This is a genomic window from Bacillus sp. z26, assembly GCF_058313635.1.
Genome location: NZ_JBZFQM010000002.1, coordinates 985,530 through 1,003,181 on the forward strand (window position 1 = coordinate 985,530; position 17,652 = coordinate 1,003,181).

General features: G+C 35.9%; 15 protein-coding genes. 9 read left to right on the forward strand and 6 right to left on the reverse strand.

Annotated features, from left to right (window positions below; genetic code table 11):
• Nucleotides 1-69: 69 nt before the first annotated feature.
• Entirely contained in the window at nt 70-1,611 is a 1,542-nt protein-coding gene (locus AC4G3K_RS10030; protein ID WP_491076318.1) for a GNAT family N-acetyltransferase, read from the reverse strand.
• Nucleotides 1,612-1,799: 188 nt separating this feature from the next.
• Nucleotides 1,800-3,485 carry a glycoside hydrolase family 13 protein gene (locus tag AC4G3K_RS10035; RefSeq protein ID WP_491133216.1) on the reverse strand — a complete coding sequence of 562 codons (1,686 nt, stop codon included), beginning with the start codon at nt 3,483-3,485 and terminating at the stop codon, nt 1,800-1,802.
• Nucleotides 3,486-3,698: 213 nt separating this feature from the next.
• Here AC4G3K_RS10035 and AC4G3K_RS10040 point away from each other — a divergent pair, with 213 nt between their 5' ends.
• Both AC4G3K_RS10040 and AC4G3K_RS10045 read left to right on the forward strand, forming a co-directional pair.
• Nucleotides 3,699-4,136 carry a disulfide oxidoreductase gene (locus AC4G3K_RS10040; protein WP_491133217.1) on the forward strand — a complete coding sequence of 146 codons (438 nt, stop codon included), beginning with the start codon at nt 3,699-3,701 and terminating at the stop codon, nt 4,134-4,136.
• Nucleotides 4,133-4,594, forward strand: a complete 462-nt coding sequence (locus AC4G3K_RS10045; protein ID WP_491133218.1) for a thioredoxin family protein — start codon at nt 4,133-4,135, stop codon at nt 4,592-4,594. The genes AC4G3K_RS10040 and AC4G3K_RS10045 overlap by 4 nt, the downstream gene beginning before the upstream one ends.
• A 34-nt stretch (nt 4,595-4,628) precedes the next feature.
• Here AC4G3K_RS10045 and AC4G3K_RS10050 read toward each other — a convergent pair whose 3' ends face one another.
• Nucleotides 4,629-5,021, reverse strand: a complete 393-nt coding sequence (locus tag AC4G3K_RS10050) for a DUF5365 family protein (protein WP_491076314.1) — start codon at nt 5,019-5,021, stop codon at nt 4,629-4,631.
• Between the two features lie 105 nt (nt 5,022-5,126).
• Between AC4G3K_RS10050 and AC4G3K_RS10055 the strand changes: the two genes are divergently transcribed.
• Entirely contained in the window at nt 5,127-6,011 is an 885-nt protein-coding gene (locus AC4G3K_RS10055; protein ID WP_491076313.1) for an RluA family pseudouridine synthase, read from the forward strand.
• Nucleotides 6,012-6,111: 100 nt separating this feature from the next.
• Here the strand turns inward: AC4G3K_RS10055 and AC4G3K_RS10060 are convergent, their stop codons facing one another.
• Both AC4G3K_RS10060 and AC4G3K_RS10065 read right to left on the reverse strand, forming a co-directional pair.
• Nucleotides 6,112-6,366 carry a GlsB/YeaQ/YmgE family stress response membrane protein gene (locus AC4G3K_RS10060; RefSeq protein ID WP_491076312.1) on the reverse strand — a complete coding sequence of 85 codons (255 nt, stop codon included), beginning with the start codon at nt 6,364-6,366 and terminating at the stop codon, nt 6,112-6,114.
• An 820-nt stretch (nt 6,367-7,186) separates the two neighbouring features.
• Nucleotides 7,187-7,420, reverse strand: coding sequence for a hypothetical protein (locus AC4G3K_RS10065; RefSeq protein ID WP_491076311.1), 234 nt, complete (start codon nt 7,418-7,420; stop codon nt 7,187-7,189).
• Nucleotides 7,421-7,733: 313 nt separating this feature from the next.
• Here AC4G3K_RS10065 and ltaS point away from each other — a divergent pair, with 313 nt between their 5' ends.
• The 5 genes from ltaS (at nt 7,734) to ald (ending at nt 14,422) form a co-directional block, all read left to right on the forward strand.
• Nucleotides 7,734-9,716 (forward strand): lipoteichoic acid synthase, encoded by a 1,983-nt coding sequence (ltaS, locus tag AC4G3K_RS10070; RefSeq protein WP_491133219.1) that lies wholly within the window; start codon nt 7,734-7,736, stop codon nt 9,714-9,716.
• Nucleotides 9,717-10,140: 424 nt separating this feature from the next.
• Nucleotides 10,141-10,761 (forward strand): DUF47 domain-containing protein, encoded by a 621-nt coding sequence (locus AC4G3K_RS10075; RefSeq protein ID WP_491076309.1) that lies wholly within the window; start codon nt 10,141-10,143, stop codon nt 10,759-10,761.
• 20 nt (nt 10,762-10,781) lie between these two features.
• Nucleotides 10,782-11,780 carry an inorganic phosphate transporter gene (locus tag AC4G3K_RS10080; RefSeq protein ID WP_491076308.1) on the forward strand — a complete coding sequence of 333 codons (999 nt, stop codon included), beginning with the start codon at nt 10,782-10,784 and terminating at the stop codon, nt 11,778-11,780.
• 146 nt (nt 11,781-11,926) lie between these two features.
• Nucleotides 11,927-13,165 (forward strand): PucR family transcriptional regulator, encoded by a 1,239-nt coding sequence (locus AC4G3K_RS10085; RefSeq protein ID WP_491133220.1) that lies wholly within the window; start codon nt 11,927-11,929, stop codon nt 13,163-13,165.
• A 117-nt stretch (nt 13,166-13,282) separates the two neighbouring features.
• A complete protein-coding gene (gene ald / locus AC4G3K_RS10090) occupies nt 13,283-14,422 on the forward strand; it encodes an alanine dehydrogenase (protein ID WP_491076306.1) in 1,140 nt (379 codons plus the stop codon).
• A gap of 127 nt (nt 14,423-14,549) precedes the next feature.
• On the opposite strand, the gene arcA is transcribed toward ald, so the two are convergent.
• The gene (gene arcA / locus AC4G3K_RS10095) at nt 14,550-15,782 is read right to left on the reverse strand and encodes an arginine deiminase (protein WP_491133221.1); all 1,233 of its coding nucleotides are present in this window, start codon (nt 15,780-15,782) and stop codon (nt 14,550-14,552) included.
• Nucleotides 15,783-16,205: 423 nt separating this feature from the next.
• Here arcA and AC4G3K_RS10100 point away from each other — a divergent pair, with 423 nt between their 5' ends.
• A complete protein-coding gene (locus tag AC4G3K_RS10100; protein WP_491076304.1) occupies nt 16,206-17,585 on the forward strand; it encodes a peptide MFS transporter in 1,380 nt (459 codons plus the stop codon).
• Nucleotides 17,586-17,652 lie beyond the last annotated feature (67 nt).

Sequence of the window (17,652 nt, forward strand, 5' to 3'; positions counted from 1 at the left end):
ATTTTACTAAATATTTAATATTTCTTGAATATTATTAAGGAATATCTCTAAAGAAATATTTTCCAAGTATTATCGTTTGTAATGAAGCTCATACAAGTCTTTTCTGCGATCTTTTAACTGGCGTACCGTTCCAGATAATCTCTGACGTCTAAGAATCTCAAGGTCAACATCTCCAATGAGTACCATTTCAATATTGGCATTGGTTTCGCCCACGATCCCATCGCGTGGATACTCAAAATCAGATGGGGTAAAGATCGCTGATTGTGCATATTGGATATCCATATTTTCAGTTTGTGGTAAATTCCCCACTGTTCCTGAAATGACGGTATATATCTGATTTTCCACTGCACGAGCCTGTGCACAGTATCTTACACGCAAATATCCTTGTCGATCTTCTGTACAAAATGGTGTAAAAATAATATTCGCTCCTTTATCTGCCGCAATCCTGGACAATTCCGGAAACTCAATATCATAGCAAATGAGCATGGAGATTTTTCCGCAATCCGTATCAAATACATTGACCTCATCACCAGCGCTAATTCCCCACCACTTTTTCTCATTTGGTGTAATGTGAAGCTTATATTGCTTCTCGATTGTCCCATCTCTCCTAAAGAGGTAAGCAATATTATATATATTATCATCCTCTTCTTTCACAAAATGTGAACCGCCAATAATATTCACATTATAGCGGACAGCCAGGTTTGTAAACAGCTCAATATATTGCTCTGTAAAGTCTGTTACTTTTCGGACTGCCTGACTCGGAACCTTTTCATTTAAAAAGGACATTAATTGAGTCGTTAATATTTCTGGAAATACTACAAAATCAGAATCAGCATCTGCAGCAACATCAACGAAATATTCCACTTGGTTTGCAAAATCTTCGAATGAGTGAATCTTTCTCATCATATATTGCACGACACATATTCGAACAGGATAAGCTGTTTTATAATACCGTTTAGATTTAGGACGATAATCTACATTATTCCATTCCATCAGGGTCGCATTTTTTCCTGATGCTCGGTCATCTTCCAAATAGTTTTGATTAATACGGGTAAGTGTAAACTCATTCAAAAATTGGAAGGATAAAACCGGATCATATATTTTATGTAAGCGTACTTCTTCCACATATTCACGTGCAGTCATTTGATCTGCATATTTATGGTAGTTTGGAATCCTTCCGCCGATAATAATACTTTTCAAATTTAACCTACGGGCTAATTCCTTACGTTCCTCATATAGACGATGGCCAACTTTCATCTTTCTATATTTTGGATGGACCATAACTTCAATTCCATATAGATTTAAGCCGTCAGGATTATGATTCGTAATATATCCATCATCAGTTATTTCAGACCAGGTATGGCGATCATCATATTCATCAAAATTAATGATTAAACTTGAGCATGAACCAATTACTTCATCATTTAGTTCAGCTACAAATTGCCCTTCTGGAAAAATGGATAAATGGCTCTCCAAATGCTCGTGCTTCCACGGATCCATCCCCGGAAAACAAAGCTTTTGCAGCTCCAAAATATCATCTATATCGCGAATCTCCATTCGCCTAATTTCCATTTTATGTTCATATTTTGTTAAATCCAATTCCTCTGTCACAGACATGACACTCCTTTTTAAAAGCCATTCTCTCTATCCTCTGTTTTTTCCCATATTTTAATTTTTTCAAACAATCCTGAATGGCTATATGACTAATAGGCAAAGACATGCTGACAAAAGGTCCCCGGTTTAGTCAGCGTCACAAAAAGAAAAGCTGTTGGCTTCAGTTTCCAACAGCTTTATGAGGATTATCTTTCAATTAAATAAACTACGGCTTCCCAGGGTTTCAGGATTGTCTCAGCGGCTGTTTCTTGTTCTGCACGATCAGAGTAATTGCCAATTACCTTTTGTCCAGAAAAATCTTTTACGCGGTCCGGCCAGCTTACACGCTGTTCTTCACCTGTGAAGTTCGTTAGTACAAGCAAAGTTTGATGATTAAGATGTCTCATATAGGCAAAAATATATTCATTTTCTGCTTCGATTAACTCATAACTTCCTTCTATTATAATCTGCATTTTCTTGCGCAGGGCGATTAGCTCCTTATAATAGTAGAAAATCGAATCATGATCCTTTAATGCATTCTTAGCATTAATGTCTATATAGTTTGGATTTATGTTAATCCACGGTTTCCCTGTTGAAAAGCCAGCTTGTTCGGTATCATCCCATTGCATCGGAGTTCGAGCGTTGTCACGTCCTTTTGCATAGATCCTTTTCATAATCTCCTCTGGCTTCATACCTTTTGCTAATCTTTCGTTATACATATTCCTACTCTCGATATCCCGATAATACTCTATATCCGGAAATTGAACATTTGTCATCCCAATTTCTTCACCTTGGTAAATATAAGGTGTACCTTGGAGGAAATGCAGGCATGTTCCCAGCATTTTAGCTGATTTAATACGGTATGCTCCGTCATCTCCAAAACGTGAAACAATTCTCGGTTGATCATGATTGTTCCAATATAGACTGTTCCACCCTTTTCCATGCAATTCTGTCTGCCATTTTGAAAGTATTTTTTTTAATTTTATTAAATCTAATGGTTGTATATCCCATTTACCTGATGGACCGGAATCTACATCCATATGTTCAAATTGAAAAATCATATTTAATTCATGACGATCCTCAGCTGTATATAATATCCCTTCATCGGGTGTTACACCTGGAGTTTCCCCGACCGTCATTACATCGTATTTAGATAGAACTTCTTTATTCATTTCTTGAAAATACTCATGTATTTTCGGGCCGTTCATATAATGTTCAGCTCCGGATGCATATTCTTTGTCTTCAATGACTGACCCATCAGGCAGAGCAGAGTCTTTAGAGATGAGGTTGATTACATCCATTCGGAATCCATCTACACCTCTATCCAGCCAAAACTTCATTAAATCATATACTTCTTTGCGGACTTTTTCATTTTCCCAGTTGAGGTCTGGTTGTTTTTTGGAGAACAAATGTAAATAATAATCATCTGTTTCTTCATTATATTCCCAGGCAGATCCACTGAAAAAGGACTCCCAATTATTCGGCTCTTTTCCATCTTTTCCAGGACGCCATATGTAATAATCCCTATACTCGTTGTCTTTAGATCTTTTGGATTCAATAAACCAGGCGTGTTCGTCAGATGAATGGTTGACGACAAGGTCCATCACAAGTTTAATATCTCTTTTATGCATTTCCTCAAGCATCAATTCCCAATCCTGCATTGTTCCAAAATCGTCCATAATATCGCGATAGTCACTAATATCGTAACCGTTATCATCATTTGGCGACTTGTATACCGGCGATAACCATACTACATCCACACCCAGCTCTTTCAAATAATCCAGGCGTGCTATAATTCCCTGAATATCCCCTATCCCGTCTCCATTAGAATCCATAAAGCTTCGTGGGTAAATTTGGTAAACGACAGATTCTTTCCACCATTGTTTTTTCATCGTTCAGCACCTTCCTTATGATATGAGCAAAATTATTTTTAATTTCTTCTAAAAGAGCTGGATTCGGTCTTATATTCTTTTATGTATCCAGCCAAGGACACCATAAGTCTTTTTACCCTCAACAAATGATAATAAAGCGATTTCTTTTTACAATATTATGATAACATACTATAATTTTAATAAAGGTAATAAGTTGAAAAGGGGGGAATTTTCATGCTTAAGAAATTGATAAATCGTGATAACGCCCTTTTTCTGGCATTTGCTGCAGCCTTTATAGCGATGGCTGGCAGTCTTTATTTTTCAGAGATTAAAGGCTTTGAGCCATGTGTTTTATGTTGGTATCAACGGATTGTCATGTACCCTTTCTCGGTGATTTTAGTACTGGCAATCTGGAAAAAAGACTATCATATTGCTTTTTATACAATGATTTTATCAGCTATTGGCGCATGTATTTCAACCTATCATGTGCTCATTCAGAAGGTACCGTTCTTTATGGATCGGGCAGTTTCATGCGGCCGAATACCGTGTACTGGGGACTACATTAACTGGCTTGGCTTCATTACTATACCAATGCTTGCATTAACTGCTTTCATTATCATATTTGTATGCAGCTTGTATATATTTAAAGTGACAAAGGGGGAAACAAAATGAAGAAAGTTGTTATTTTCGTCGCTGCGGTCGTTCTGATTTTTGCCGCTATCGCGTACTTAACCAATAAGCAACAAACAGAAAAAACGGCAGGCAGCAACAACCCATATGGTAAAGATGAATTAAACCCTGCGACTGTCGATCAGTTAGATGATCCGCTGTATCAAAACATCATTAAACCGGATGAATTGGATGAGAAACTGGAAAAGGAAGAAGCAGTGACCGTTTATTATTTCAGTCCGAAATGTTCACATTGTGTAAATACCACTCCCATTCTAATGCCTGTAGCAGAAGAAATGGATGAACACATCTATCAATATAATGTGCTTGAATTCGAGCAGGGCTGGAATGAAATTGATGCAACACCAACACTTATCCATTATAAGGATGGGAAAGAATCAAGCCGTATCGAAGGGGAACGCACTGCTGAGGAATTTAAACAGTGGTTTGATAATTTATAAAAACACGCCGGGTGCATTTACTCGGCGTGTTTCTTTAGATTAAATAGGTATTGGCGGCTTTTGTCTGATACAATGGAAGTTCAATCTGTCTATTCTCACCAAAAAAGTGTTTATGCTCAAACGGAAAAAAGATACCAAGTTCATTTAATAGCTTTGAATTGTGATTAAATAATTCCACAGCCTCAGGATTTTCATTTTGATTCTCTAGAATGATCATTAAGGTTTGAATACATGACAATGCTTGAAAGGCACCTTTTAATGTACCGATATGAGAGTTTGAATCAGGTACAGACAACACTTCATTTAAGACAAACAAATCAATTAGTTCTTTTGTGAAGTACATAGGAAACAATTCATTATAAAATTTTTCAACTGCCTTACTTAGTTCAATATCCTGTAAATGAAGAGAACCTTCGACAATTTTCATATTGAACACCCTACTTTCTGCAATCTTCCTCTGTTGGCATATATAGGATAGCACATGATATTGTATATATAATACTAAATAACTTTGCAAAAATGAGGTATTTACATGTTAAACGTTACTAAATCAGGTCCTTACGCTCAAATCACCTGCCCCTCGGATTGGGTGGGAAAATCGATAGAAACCATTTTAAGAGATCATCTGCACATTCCAAAGAAAATGCTGCACCAGTGGCGAATGGAAAAGAACGTCTTATTGAATGGTGAAGCGATTTCTTGGTCAACAAAAATACAATCTTCTTCTATTATTTATATACCCATTTATGCAGATGATTTAAATGCATTACTACCCATAAAGAAGAAATTGGAAATTCTATATGAAGATGATGATATTATGGTTGTGAACAAGCCGCCATTTCTTAATACCCATCCTATTTCTGATAACGATCATCAATCTTTAATGAATGTTGTCACAGCCTATATTAATAATAATAAAATTAAACCTAGGCATATCCATCGCTTGGATAAAGATACATCCGGGGCCATTCTCCTAGCTAAACATGCTTATGCAGGAGCTATACTGGATAAGGCTTTAACAGATGGGGAAATTAAGAGGACGTATGTGGCACTTGTTCAGGGGATTGTAAAAAAAGAGCAAGGTACGATAAACGCTCCAATTGCAAAAGACCGACATACACCGGGGAAAATGAGAGTAAGCCCATCCGGAAAACAGGCAGTGACAAAATATGAAGTATTAGAAAGAATGAATTCTATAAATCAAACGCTTGTTTCCTGTAAATTGGAAACAGGCCGCACTCACCAAATTCGAGTCCATATGAGCTCAATTGGACATCCCCTTGTTGGTGATCCCTTATATGGGGGAAAGAAAAGTGCACATCTAAATAGGCAAGCCCTTCATGCATACAGATTAGAGTTTATACAGCCGCTTACCGGCGAAAAACTGTCTGTCGAAAGCGAAATCCCATTTATATAATGTCCTTTCAAACGAAAAAAGACAAATCCTCTCCTACCTATTATGGTAGAAAGGGTTTGTCTTTTGCTTCTTAACTTACTTAAAGATGTTTAAGTAATACTTAAGCAGTTTTATTGATAGCTTTCATAATCATGCTTACGATGAAGATTAAAAGAATTGCACCGATTAAAGCCGGAATAATGGCATATCCTGCAACAGATGGTCCCATATCTCCGAATATCGCTGTACCTAACCAAGAACCAATGATACCTGCAATAATGTTACCAATGATTCCGCCTGGTACATCCTTACCTACGATTAGACTTGCAACCCAACCTAAAATTCCACCTACGATTAATGATATAATAAAACTCATGATATATTCCTCCTTGAAAGTTTGTTTAATTAGCCTGACTTTTGTCAGTTACTAGGACTAGGGATAATTGCTTTATAACTTAAAATAGATTTCTAAATATAGAGTAGCCAACAGACTCAAGTTTATCCCTAATCTGATAAGTATTCTTGTCAGATATTATTTTACAAGAGCTATGGTTACTTGCAGACAGGTTATTGAAAGTAGATCAACTTTCACTGCCTTGTACATATTCAACGGCGCCGTTAATACTCTATAGATTCCCCTTTCTATCAGTCCTAAACATTTTTTTAATTATTTTTGGTAATTTTTTTATAGAGGATTAAGCTGCCTGAAAAATGGGTATATGTTATGTTTTAATAGTTATTGTTGAATAATGGTATACTAAAAAGAGTTCTAACTATCCATGATTTTTTTCTACTATATAATAGGAAAGAAAAATCAGAGTGCTCAAAAGTATTGGAAATTAGGGCTATATCTTGTTACATGGTTCATTTAATTTATAACTTTAGATGTAGCTTTAATTATTTTCATTTAATATGAATACCCTAGTAGTTAGCATATTTATAAAACAAAACCCAAAAATTATATCATTACTATATTCTTCATATTATAAGGAATACGAAGAGCCTAGTTCTCGATAGATCATTAAGCTACTGTTGGAGATGACTACATTTTGGGCGATAATGTAAACATACACATTTAGAGATGAAATTTGTCTTTCGGATAAAGATACAAAATTATTCGAATTGTTTTTATAGCGTTTTCATTATATAATAGCTCCAAAGAATTCCTGGAATCTAAATATCCCTAATGAATTAGATCATAAGCCAAACCGATTCACATCTGTGATCTTAACGCTTAATAACCATTTAAATTTATCATCTGATTCACATATTCCGTATCTTGCCTTACCGACTCCCACCCCATCACGTGTTACTACGCTTTTTTGATCAATAGAATCATTATTTATTTCTATTGAACCAATCTGTAATGTATGTTCTTGTCCTCTGTATAGGGAGCATATAATATATAGAGTTACCCACTTGTCAGTCATCAATAATTTTATCAATACCAAGCCTAGATCATAAAAGTCTTGTCCATTAACTAAATCCGAAAGTGTGGGGAATAAAAATAAACAAAAGAGCGCTGGATACGTCCAAAAATCAACATTATTAATGGTCTATTTTAAAATATGGAAACCCTTATATATAAGGATTTTATGAGGATTTTGTCGAAAGAATTCAATTTGACTTTTCCCAAATTCAGTTTATAATTCAATATTGTTATCTCTTTTTTCTGAGCCAAACAAATATAAGCATAAAAATGCGAAACTAGTATAAATATAATCTTAATACCGAGGTGAAACAATGAGTGCATTTATGAGCAAAGCGAAAAAGAGCTTAAGTGGACCTGTTGGTTTCCTTATAGTCGCTGTTGTTCTCTTTTGGATTAAAATCTATACAAGTTATATAGTTGAATTTGACCTTGGTATCACGAATACCATGCAAGAATTTTTACTTTTTATTAATCCAATCAGTTCAGCGGTTATTTTCTTTAGTCTCGCTTTATTGGCAAAAGGCAGACGTTCATTCAAGTGGTTAGTTGTCATAAACGTCATACTTTCCATTGTGCAATATGCCAATATCGTTTATTATCGATTCTTTAACGATTTTATTACATGGCAGACTTTAAAACAGACGCAGAATCTTAATGCTGGTGAAGGTGGCGGATTATTCGGAAGTATCCTGGAGCTCATACGTATTTATGATCCATTGTATTTCCTGGATGCAATCATTCTGATTTTGCTGATTGTCTACAAAAAATTCCAGCCAAGTGAAGGCCGTGTGAAATTACGCAAAACAGGTGCAGTTTTTACATTTGGTGTGGGAATGCTCGTATTGAATATTGCATTAGCTGAGATTGACCGTCCGCAATTATTAACTAGAACATTTGACCGAAACTACCTGGTCAAATATCTAGGAACCTATAATTACACGATCTATGATGGATTAAAGACAATGAAGGTGAATGCCCAAAAAGCATCGGCAGATTCCAGTGACTTAACAGAAGTACAAAACTTCGTACAGGCTAATTACGCAGAACCAAACAAGAAATACTTTGGAGCCGCTGAAGGAATGAATGTTATCTATATTCATTTGGAATCTTTCCAAAACTTCCTGATTGATTACAAATTGAACGGTGAAGAAGTAACACCTTTTATTAACTCGCTTACAAAAGATAAAAATACACTTTACTTTGATAATTTTTACCACCAAACAGGTCAAGGTAAAACATCTGACTCAGAAGTACTTTTAGAAAACTCCTTGTTTGGACTGTCTCAAGGGTCAGCTATGACTACAAATGGTACAAATACGTATCAATCAGCAGCTGCCATCCTTGAACAAGAAAAAGGATATTCTTCTGCCGTGTTCCATGGTAACTACAAATCCTTCTGGAACCGCGATGAAGTTTATAAATCTTGGGGAGTTCAAAACTTCTTTGATGCCAGCTACTATGACATGAAAGATGAAGATGTTTTAAATTACGGTTTAAAAGACAAACCGTTCTTCGAGCAGTCTAAACCGATGCTTGAATCATTACCAGAGCCGTTCTATACAAAATTTATTACAGTATCTCATCACTTCCCTTATCCAATTTCTGACGAGGATGCTACCATTGAGGCAGCAACAACGGGAGATGGCTCTGTAGACCGTTATTTCCAAACAGCCCGTTATTTAGATGAATCTGTAGAACAATTTGTCAACTATCTAAAAGAAACAGGTCTTTATGATCGTTCTGTGCTTGTATTCTATGGCGATCATTATGGTATATCTGAAAACCATAATGAAGCTATGGCACAAGTTCTTAATAAAGAGGAAATTACGAAATATGATTCTGCTGAACTACAGGAAGTACCTTTAATTATCCGTGTACCTGGTATGGAAGGCGGAATACAACACCAATATGGCGGACAGGTAGATTTAATGCCAACATTGTTACACTTACTGGGCGTTGATTCTAAGAAATATATCCAACTTGGTACTGATTTATTATCAAAAGACCATACTGAAATTGTACCTTTTAGAGACGGTGACTTTATGAGCCCGGATGTAAAATATATTGATGGTAAATATTACGATTCCACAGGAACGTTGGTAGAAGAAACTGAGGAGTATAAACAAATGGAAAAGTATGCCTCTACCATGCTTTCAATGTCCGATAAAATTATATACGGTGATTTACTCAGATTTTATACACCAGAAGGTTTTAAACCTGTAGATCCATCAAAATATAATTACAATTTAAAAGCTACGGATACTAATAGTTCTTCGAAAAACAGCGTTGAGTAAACAAAAGCCCCCAATTCCTCAAGGAACTGGGGGCTTTTTTATATCTAAATTAAATACGTCGACATGTACTTATCACTTTACTCAGGAATCACAGGCCTAGCTCAAAACGGATTCAACACTTTTTAAATGGATAAAGACATACTCCTCAAATGTCTAAGTCTTAGCTGCTTCTCCATCCCCTTATATTCCTAATAAACTTTATCCAAAGACTCCCTTTCCCCCTCTAATTTTATAGAGACATATTTTTGTTAATTTTATTTCTGAATGTTACAAGTTTGTAAATTCAATGTAAATTTTAGTTGTTTAAAACCATGTTTATGTAAATATTCACTAAAAAAAATGTTTTTCCTTTCCAAGTATAAATAAAAAGTTTAGTATTAATTTTGTTATAAATTTTAATTATTTTCCGAAAGTGGAGGTCACTATGGTATTCAAATCTAAGAAAGATAAATTTTCGGTTATGCTTTTAAATATTTCTTCAAATTTAAAAGAAAGCTCTGATTATTTCGCAGATTATAAATTAAAAAACATTAGCGATTTAAAAATCTTCTCCGACACAATGAAACAATATGAAACAACTGGAGATGATTTTGTACATGAAGTGATTAAAGAGCTTAATAACGCCTTCATCACTCCGATTGAACGTGAAGATATATTAATGCTTGCGATGACAATGGATGATGTTTTGGATGGTCTTGAACATTGTTCTGCTTTGTTTGAAATGTATTCAATTGTCAATGCTAATGAGTATATGTTGAAATTTGTTGACGAAATTCGCAATGCCGCTCATGAAATTGACCGAGCTGTAGAATTACTAACGATAAAAAAATTAAATGACATTCGTCCGATTGCGATTAAAATTAAAGAACATGAATCTTCCTGTGATACCTTGCATCGTCAATCTGTTAAACACCTTTTCCTAAGTGAAAAAGATCCAATTCGCATTATTCAATATAAAGAGATTTATGAGAACCTGGAGGAAATTGCAGATTATTGTCAATCTGTTGCGAATACATTAGAAACAATTGTAATGAAAAACTCTTAATGAAAGGTTCCTAAACAATTATGGATACATTACTTTTAATTACAGTATTGATTGTCGTATTGGCCTTAACCTTTGACTTCATCAATGGTTTCCATGATACAGCCAATTCGATTGCTACGGCAGTGTCAACCAAGGCATTAAAACCAAGGCATGCTATTTTAATGGCTGCAATCATGAACTTTGTAGGAGCCATGACATTTACAGGTGTGGCAAAAACTATTACAAAGGATATTGTTGATCCATTTACACTCGAAAATGGATCAATTGTTATTATGGCAGCTTTGGTTTCTGCAATAGCCTGGAATTTAATCACTTGGTATTATGGCATTCCAAGTAGTTCATCTCATGCAATTATTGGTTCTATTGCTGGAGCAGCGATTGCATCATCTGGTTTTAGTGCGATCCATTTCAGCGGATTTATAAAAATTATTTTTGCTTTGCTATTCTCACCATTCATCGCCTTTGTGGCTGGTTATATTGTTTACAGTATCTTCAAGGTAATCTTTAAAAATAACAATTTAGCAAAAACCAATAGAAATTTCCGTTTTATTCAAATCGGTACTGCAGCTTTGCAGTCATATTCTCACGGAACAAATGATGCTCAAAAGGCAATGGGAATTATCACTCTGGCACTAATCGCAAATGGTTTTACAACATCCTCTGATATTCCTTTATGGGTACAATTAGCCTGTGCTACTGCAATGGGGCTTGGAACGTCTGTAGGCGGTTGGAGAATTATTAAAACAGTCGGCGGTAACATTATGAAGATTCGTCCTGTTAACGGTGTGGCAGCTGATATTACATCTGCAGCCATTATCTTTGGTGCAACCTTTATTCACCTTCCAGTAAGTACTACTCATGTTATATCATCTTCTATCATGGGTGTAGGTACTTCCCACCGTGTGAAAGGCGTAAAATGGCATACGGCACAGAGAATGATCATAACCTGGATTATCACGATACCTATTTCCGGAACTTTAGCTGGTTTGATTTACCTACTTTTAAATTTTATTTTTTAATTAATAATTTCATAGAAGGAGATTGGATGGGTTACAAATTCGTAATCATATCCAATCTCTTTTTTAATTAGTGTGTTCTTTCTACATATCATTTACCATTTATTGTATTATAGGGATAACAATCAATTTAGTTAAGGAGTCTTTCAATGGATAATCAGTACCATTCAAAAGATTTTTTTAAAGGATTATATGGAGGCCTGGATGAATTTGCTGATCGACTCAGTTCTTTGATCCGTTATCCGATAACCATTGAGGATGCCAATCATCAACTACTGGCCTATAGTGCTCATACCAATATTACCGATCAAGCCCGCATTCTAACGATTATGGGCAGACGCGTACCAGAAAAAGTAATTAATGCTCTTTGGAAAAAAGGGATTATTCCCTTCCTTCTTCACAATGATAAGCCCATCATTGTCGATTCCCTTGATGAAGTAGGACTTGGCAAAAGAATTGCCATATCCATACGAAAAAATGATGAAGTGCTGGGGTTTATTTGGGCTCTTCAATCCGACACAGTCATTACAGATGAAAAACTATCCATTTTGATATTCGCGGCTAAGGAGGCAAAAAATCAACTCCTACTACTCCAGTCTCGTTTAAAAGGCCAAGAAGAAAACTGTCAGGAATTCTTTTGGAAACTGTTGACCGGCCATTATACTGCAGAGAAAGCAATCCTTGCAGATGCGGTTAAATTTCCATTTACATTACCTAAATACTACACCATCGTTGTCATTGAATTTGAATCCTCTATTGATATCGATTTGGATAAGCAAATCGTCTACCTAATCAGTACGACACAAAAAGCGACTATTGTCTTCTACACAATTGATCAAAATAAGCTAATCCTTTTAATAGATGCCTATAAGGACCAACCAAAGAACTCTATATCCATTTTTATTCAGTCTTTTACAGCCGATATGAAGGATCGCTTCAATATTACCATCTGTTCAGAAGGCTGCGGAAACCTTTATTATGAGTATATTGATGCCTATAAAAGTTATTCAGAGGCTCTGGAAGTCATTAGTTTAAAGAAAAGGTATACAGATGAATTAATGGGTGTATATTGGTACGATGAACTCGGCCTTTATCAATACCTACCTATCATCAGTGAAAAACGTAATAGCCAAACCAAACAACTCCCTATCGGTCTTAATGCTTTAAAGATATATGACAATGAACATCAGACACAACTATACGATACATTAGAAACCTATTTAACCTATAATTCCAATCCAGCCGTTACATCTGCTATTCTGCATATACATCCGAATACTCTTTCCTATCGTTTAAAAAGAATATCTGACATCAGCCATTATGATTTAAAAAATCATAAAATAACGTCCCACCTTCTGCTCGAAATGAAATTAGCAAACTATTATTGATTGAACGTTTGTGAAAATTCACAAATCCTTATTTTTGAATTTTCTGTTTTTAACATACTATTCAAATAAAATACGGATTATAATAGCTATACATAAGATAAGACAGGAGGATAAAATATGCTGATAGGAATCCCTAAAGAAATTAAAAATAATGAAAATCGTGTTGCCATAACTCCAGCAGGTGTTGTGACTTTGGTGAATGCCGGGCATAAAGTCATGGTAGAATCCTCAGCTGGAATGGGCAGTGGATTTATAGATGCGGACTATGAATCAGCCGGCGCAATTATTTATCCTGGTGCAGCAGAGATTTGGGCAGAAGCAGAGATGATCATGAAAGTGAAAGAACCTCTGCAAGAGGAATATAAATATTTTCGCCCTGGTTTAATTTTATTTACCTACCTTCACTTAGCAGCATGTCCTGAATTAACAAAAGCATTAGTAGATTCAGAAGTGTTTTCAATCGCTTATGAAACTGTTTCATCGGGAAAATCGCTGCCATTATTAACCCCTATGAGTGAAGTAGCAGGTAGAATGGCCGTCCAGATTGGTGCGCAATTTCTTGAAAAGCCTCATGGTGGAAAAGGAATATTGTTAGGTGGTGTCCCTGGGGTTAAAAGAGGAAGAGTAACGATCATTGGTGGTGGAGTAGTGGGTACTAATGCTGCTAAAATTGCTATTGGATTAGGAGCAGATGTAACCATAATCGATTTAAGCCCGGATCGTTTGAGAGAACTTGATGATATATTTGGAAACCAAGTGACGACCATTATCTCCAACCCATTTAATATTGCCAATTTGGTTGCCGAATCCGATTTAGTGATTGGTGCTGTTCTTATTCCCGGGGCAAAAGCTCCAAAGCTTGTGACAGATTCAATGGTACAAGCTATGACACCGGGTTCAGTTATTGTAGATGTGGCAATCGACCAGGGTGGCATATTTGAAACAGTTGACCATATAACCACACATGATCATCCAACTTACACCAAACATGGTGTGATTCATTATGCAGTAGCCAACATACCCGGTGCAGTCCCAAGGACTTCTACCATTGCATTGACAAATGTGACGATCCCTTATGCCCTCCAAATTGCAAATAAAGGGACAATCCAAGCTGTTACAGATAATCCTGCATTATCTAAAGGGGTTAACACGCTAAACGGATATGTTACCTTTGAAGCGGTAGCCAGAGATCTTGGGTATCCTTATAAAACAATTACAGACGCTATGAATCGAACAATTCAAGGAAGCATAAACTAGGAATCTATATTCCTGTGATTCTTATTCTTATCCAAAACTAATTAAAGCCGGTGGAATTTTACTCGTCGTAAAATCCCACCGGCTTTTTCAATTATGAGGTGGGTTTGTCCCTTCCTCCGCCTATCTACTATTCTCGCACAAGAGGCATACTCATACAGCGTGGGCCTCCTCTTCCTCGAGAAAGCTCTGAACTTGGGATTTCTATTACTTCCACCCCACAGTCTTCTAATAGCTTATTTGTTACCACATTACGATCATATGTAATCACAACGCCCGGTGCTATGGCCAATGTATTTGATCCATCATTCCATTGTTCTCTCGGTGAAAATATTTCATCTCCTCCGCCACAAGGGATTAAGGCCAATTCCGATAATTTCAATACTTCCTTCAATGTATCTACTAAATTATATCTTCTTGATATTTGGATACTCTTTTGATCTGTCAGCTCCAGGATAAAAATATTCATTTGCCCATTTGTTCCTTCAATTTCAGGGTGAATCGTGAATTTATCTTTATCGACCATTGTAAAAACCGTATCCAAATGCATAAAAGCACGTTTTTTTGGTATTTCAACAGCCAGTACCTTTTTATAAGTCGTTGAACCACTAAGGAGATTATAGGCCATTCTTTCAATTGCCCATGCCGATGTTCGCTCACTTACTCCAATGGCCACAACCTCATCACTTAAAATGAGGATGTCCCCTCCTTCTATCGCAAAAGGATCCGAACGGTCCAACCAATGTGAGTGATTTTGGCTCTGATATTCAGGATGATTCTTCATTATAAATTCCCAGAAAAGAGATTCCCTTCTTCTGGCTGCAGTGAACATTTTATGGATGGTCATTCCCTCCCCAATAATCGCTGCAGGATCCCTTGTAAAATATAAGTTTGGAAGCGGGTCAATATAAAAAGGATACTGGGTTGATAAAAAGTCATCAAGATGTACCTTTTTATGGTCATCCAATTCTTTCTTTAATACACCCTCCATTAATTTCTTTACCAATTCTGTATCTGATAAGGATTCAAGGTATTCTTTAACCAATTCATAGCTTCCAGCGAGGTGATGCCTGCTTTCCAGTAAAAAGGTATTAATTAACTCTGATTTATTTTCAGGAGCTGTAAATGATTCCTTCACTAAATTTTCCAGGTAGACGACCTCTACATTACGATCTTTCAGCGCAGCAGCAAACATATCATGTTCCATTTGCATCTTTGGAAGGAAAGGAATATCATCAAAAAGCAATCTTCCCATATTTGAAGGTATCAAATGCTCAATTTCTTTACCTGGCCTATGTAAGAGTACTTTTTTCAGTTGGCCTATTTCAGATGTAATATGTAATTTATTTTCCGTTTTATTCATTTCACTTATCCCCTTAAAAAACACCATATTTGGTTTTATTCAGCTATTTCCCCTTTTTCAGGAAAAGTAATCCTATTTCAGTAGATTAATTGTCATATACATGGTTCCCTTATAACACTTTGTTTGTAAGACTTTTTATAATAAACTGACTTTTATTAAATGAAATTTATTTCTTTTTCAATATAATAATATGTGGTAATATACCATTATACGCGGATGTATTTATATACAAAAAAGTTGGTTTTATATTCAAAGAATAATACTGGAAACTAATAAAAATACAACTTTTAATTCTAAATAATCATAATTGTTGAATATTTATGAATCTTTTTACTTCGCTAAAGCACTAAAAAAACTATTGTTATTTACTCTAAATTTTCTTAAAATAGTATTTATGTTATGAAATAAGGAGAGGAAACAGAGATGTCAGTTAACACTCAAGCTCAGGAGCTTGGCAAGAAAAAGCATCCTCCTGGATTATATCTTTTATTCCTAACAGAAATGTGGGAAAGATTTAGTTATTACGGCATGCGTGCTATTTTAATCCTCTATTTGACTACTGAGTTAGTCAGCGGCGGATTGGGGATTGATAACAAAACAGCTCTTAGTATCTACGGATTCTACACTGGTGCTGTCTACTTTACACCGCTTATTGGTGGATGGTTGGCAGACCGTTATCTAGGTCACCGCCTGTCTATTACAATTGGCGGAATCTTAATGGCCTTAGGTAATATTGCTTTATTCGCCCATCAGAGCCAAACATTTTTATACATTGGCTTAGCGTTATTAATCGCTGGTAATGGTTTCTTCAAACCAAATATTTCTACATTGCTTGGACAATTATATGTAGGCAATGAATCTCGCCGTGATGCGGGCTATACAATCTTCTATATGGGTATTAATGTTGGTGCTTTCTTTGCCCCATTAATCATCGGATTTGTTTCGGAAGATTTATTTGCTACGACAGTTAACGGAGTTATGACATATGGGTACAAATATGGTTTCTTAATTTCAGCGATCGGTATGATCATCGGTCAATTGCTATTCAACCTATTTGCTAACAAATACTTAGGCGATGCCGGTAAACGTCCATCCGTTACTCAAACGAAAGAATCTAAAGAAAAATCCAATGCTCCATTAACGCGCAGTGAGAAACAACGTACTTGGGTAATCATTATCATTACTTGCTTTGTTGTCTTCTTCTGGGCCGGTTTTGAACAAGCTGGAAGTTCCTTAACTCTATATACAAAAGACTTTGTTGATCGCAATGTACTTGGTTATACAGTGCCAGTATCCTGGTTCCAATCGCTTAACCCATTATTCATCATCCTATTGGCACCAATTGTCTCTGCACTATGGGTGAAACTTGCAAGCTCTAAACGTGGTGACATTCCGGTTCCGACTAAAATGGCAATGGGGATGATTACTCTAGGTTTGGGTTATATCGTATTGTTATTTGCGATTTTCCAAACAGGTAACGATGTTGCGAGCGTGGAACAAAAAGCAAACATCATGTTTATTGTGGTAACATTCTTCCTTCATACAATGGGTGAATTGTTCTTATCTCCAGTAGGACTTTCCCTTGTAAGTAGAATTGCTCCAGTTAAATTAGCTTCATTGCTAATGGGTGTATGGTTAGCATCATCTGGTGTCGCTAACATTATTGCTGGACAATTAGCTGTTGTCACACAATCACTTGGTTATTTTGAAGTATTCGCTCTAATCGGCGGTGTAGCCATTTTCTTCGGTCTAATACTTTTAGCCTTATCTAAGAAACTTGTTGCAATGATGGAAATGAAATAATTATTCTATAAAAAAGACTGACGCAAGGCGCAAGATTTTGTATCTGCCCTTAACGTCAGTCTTTTTA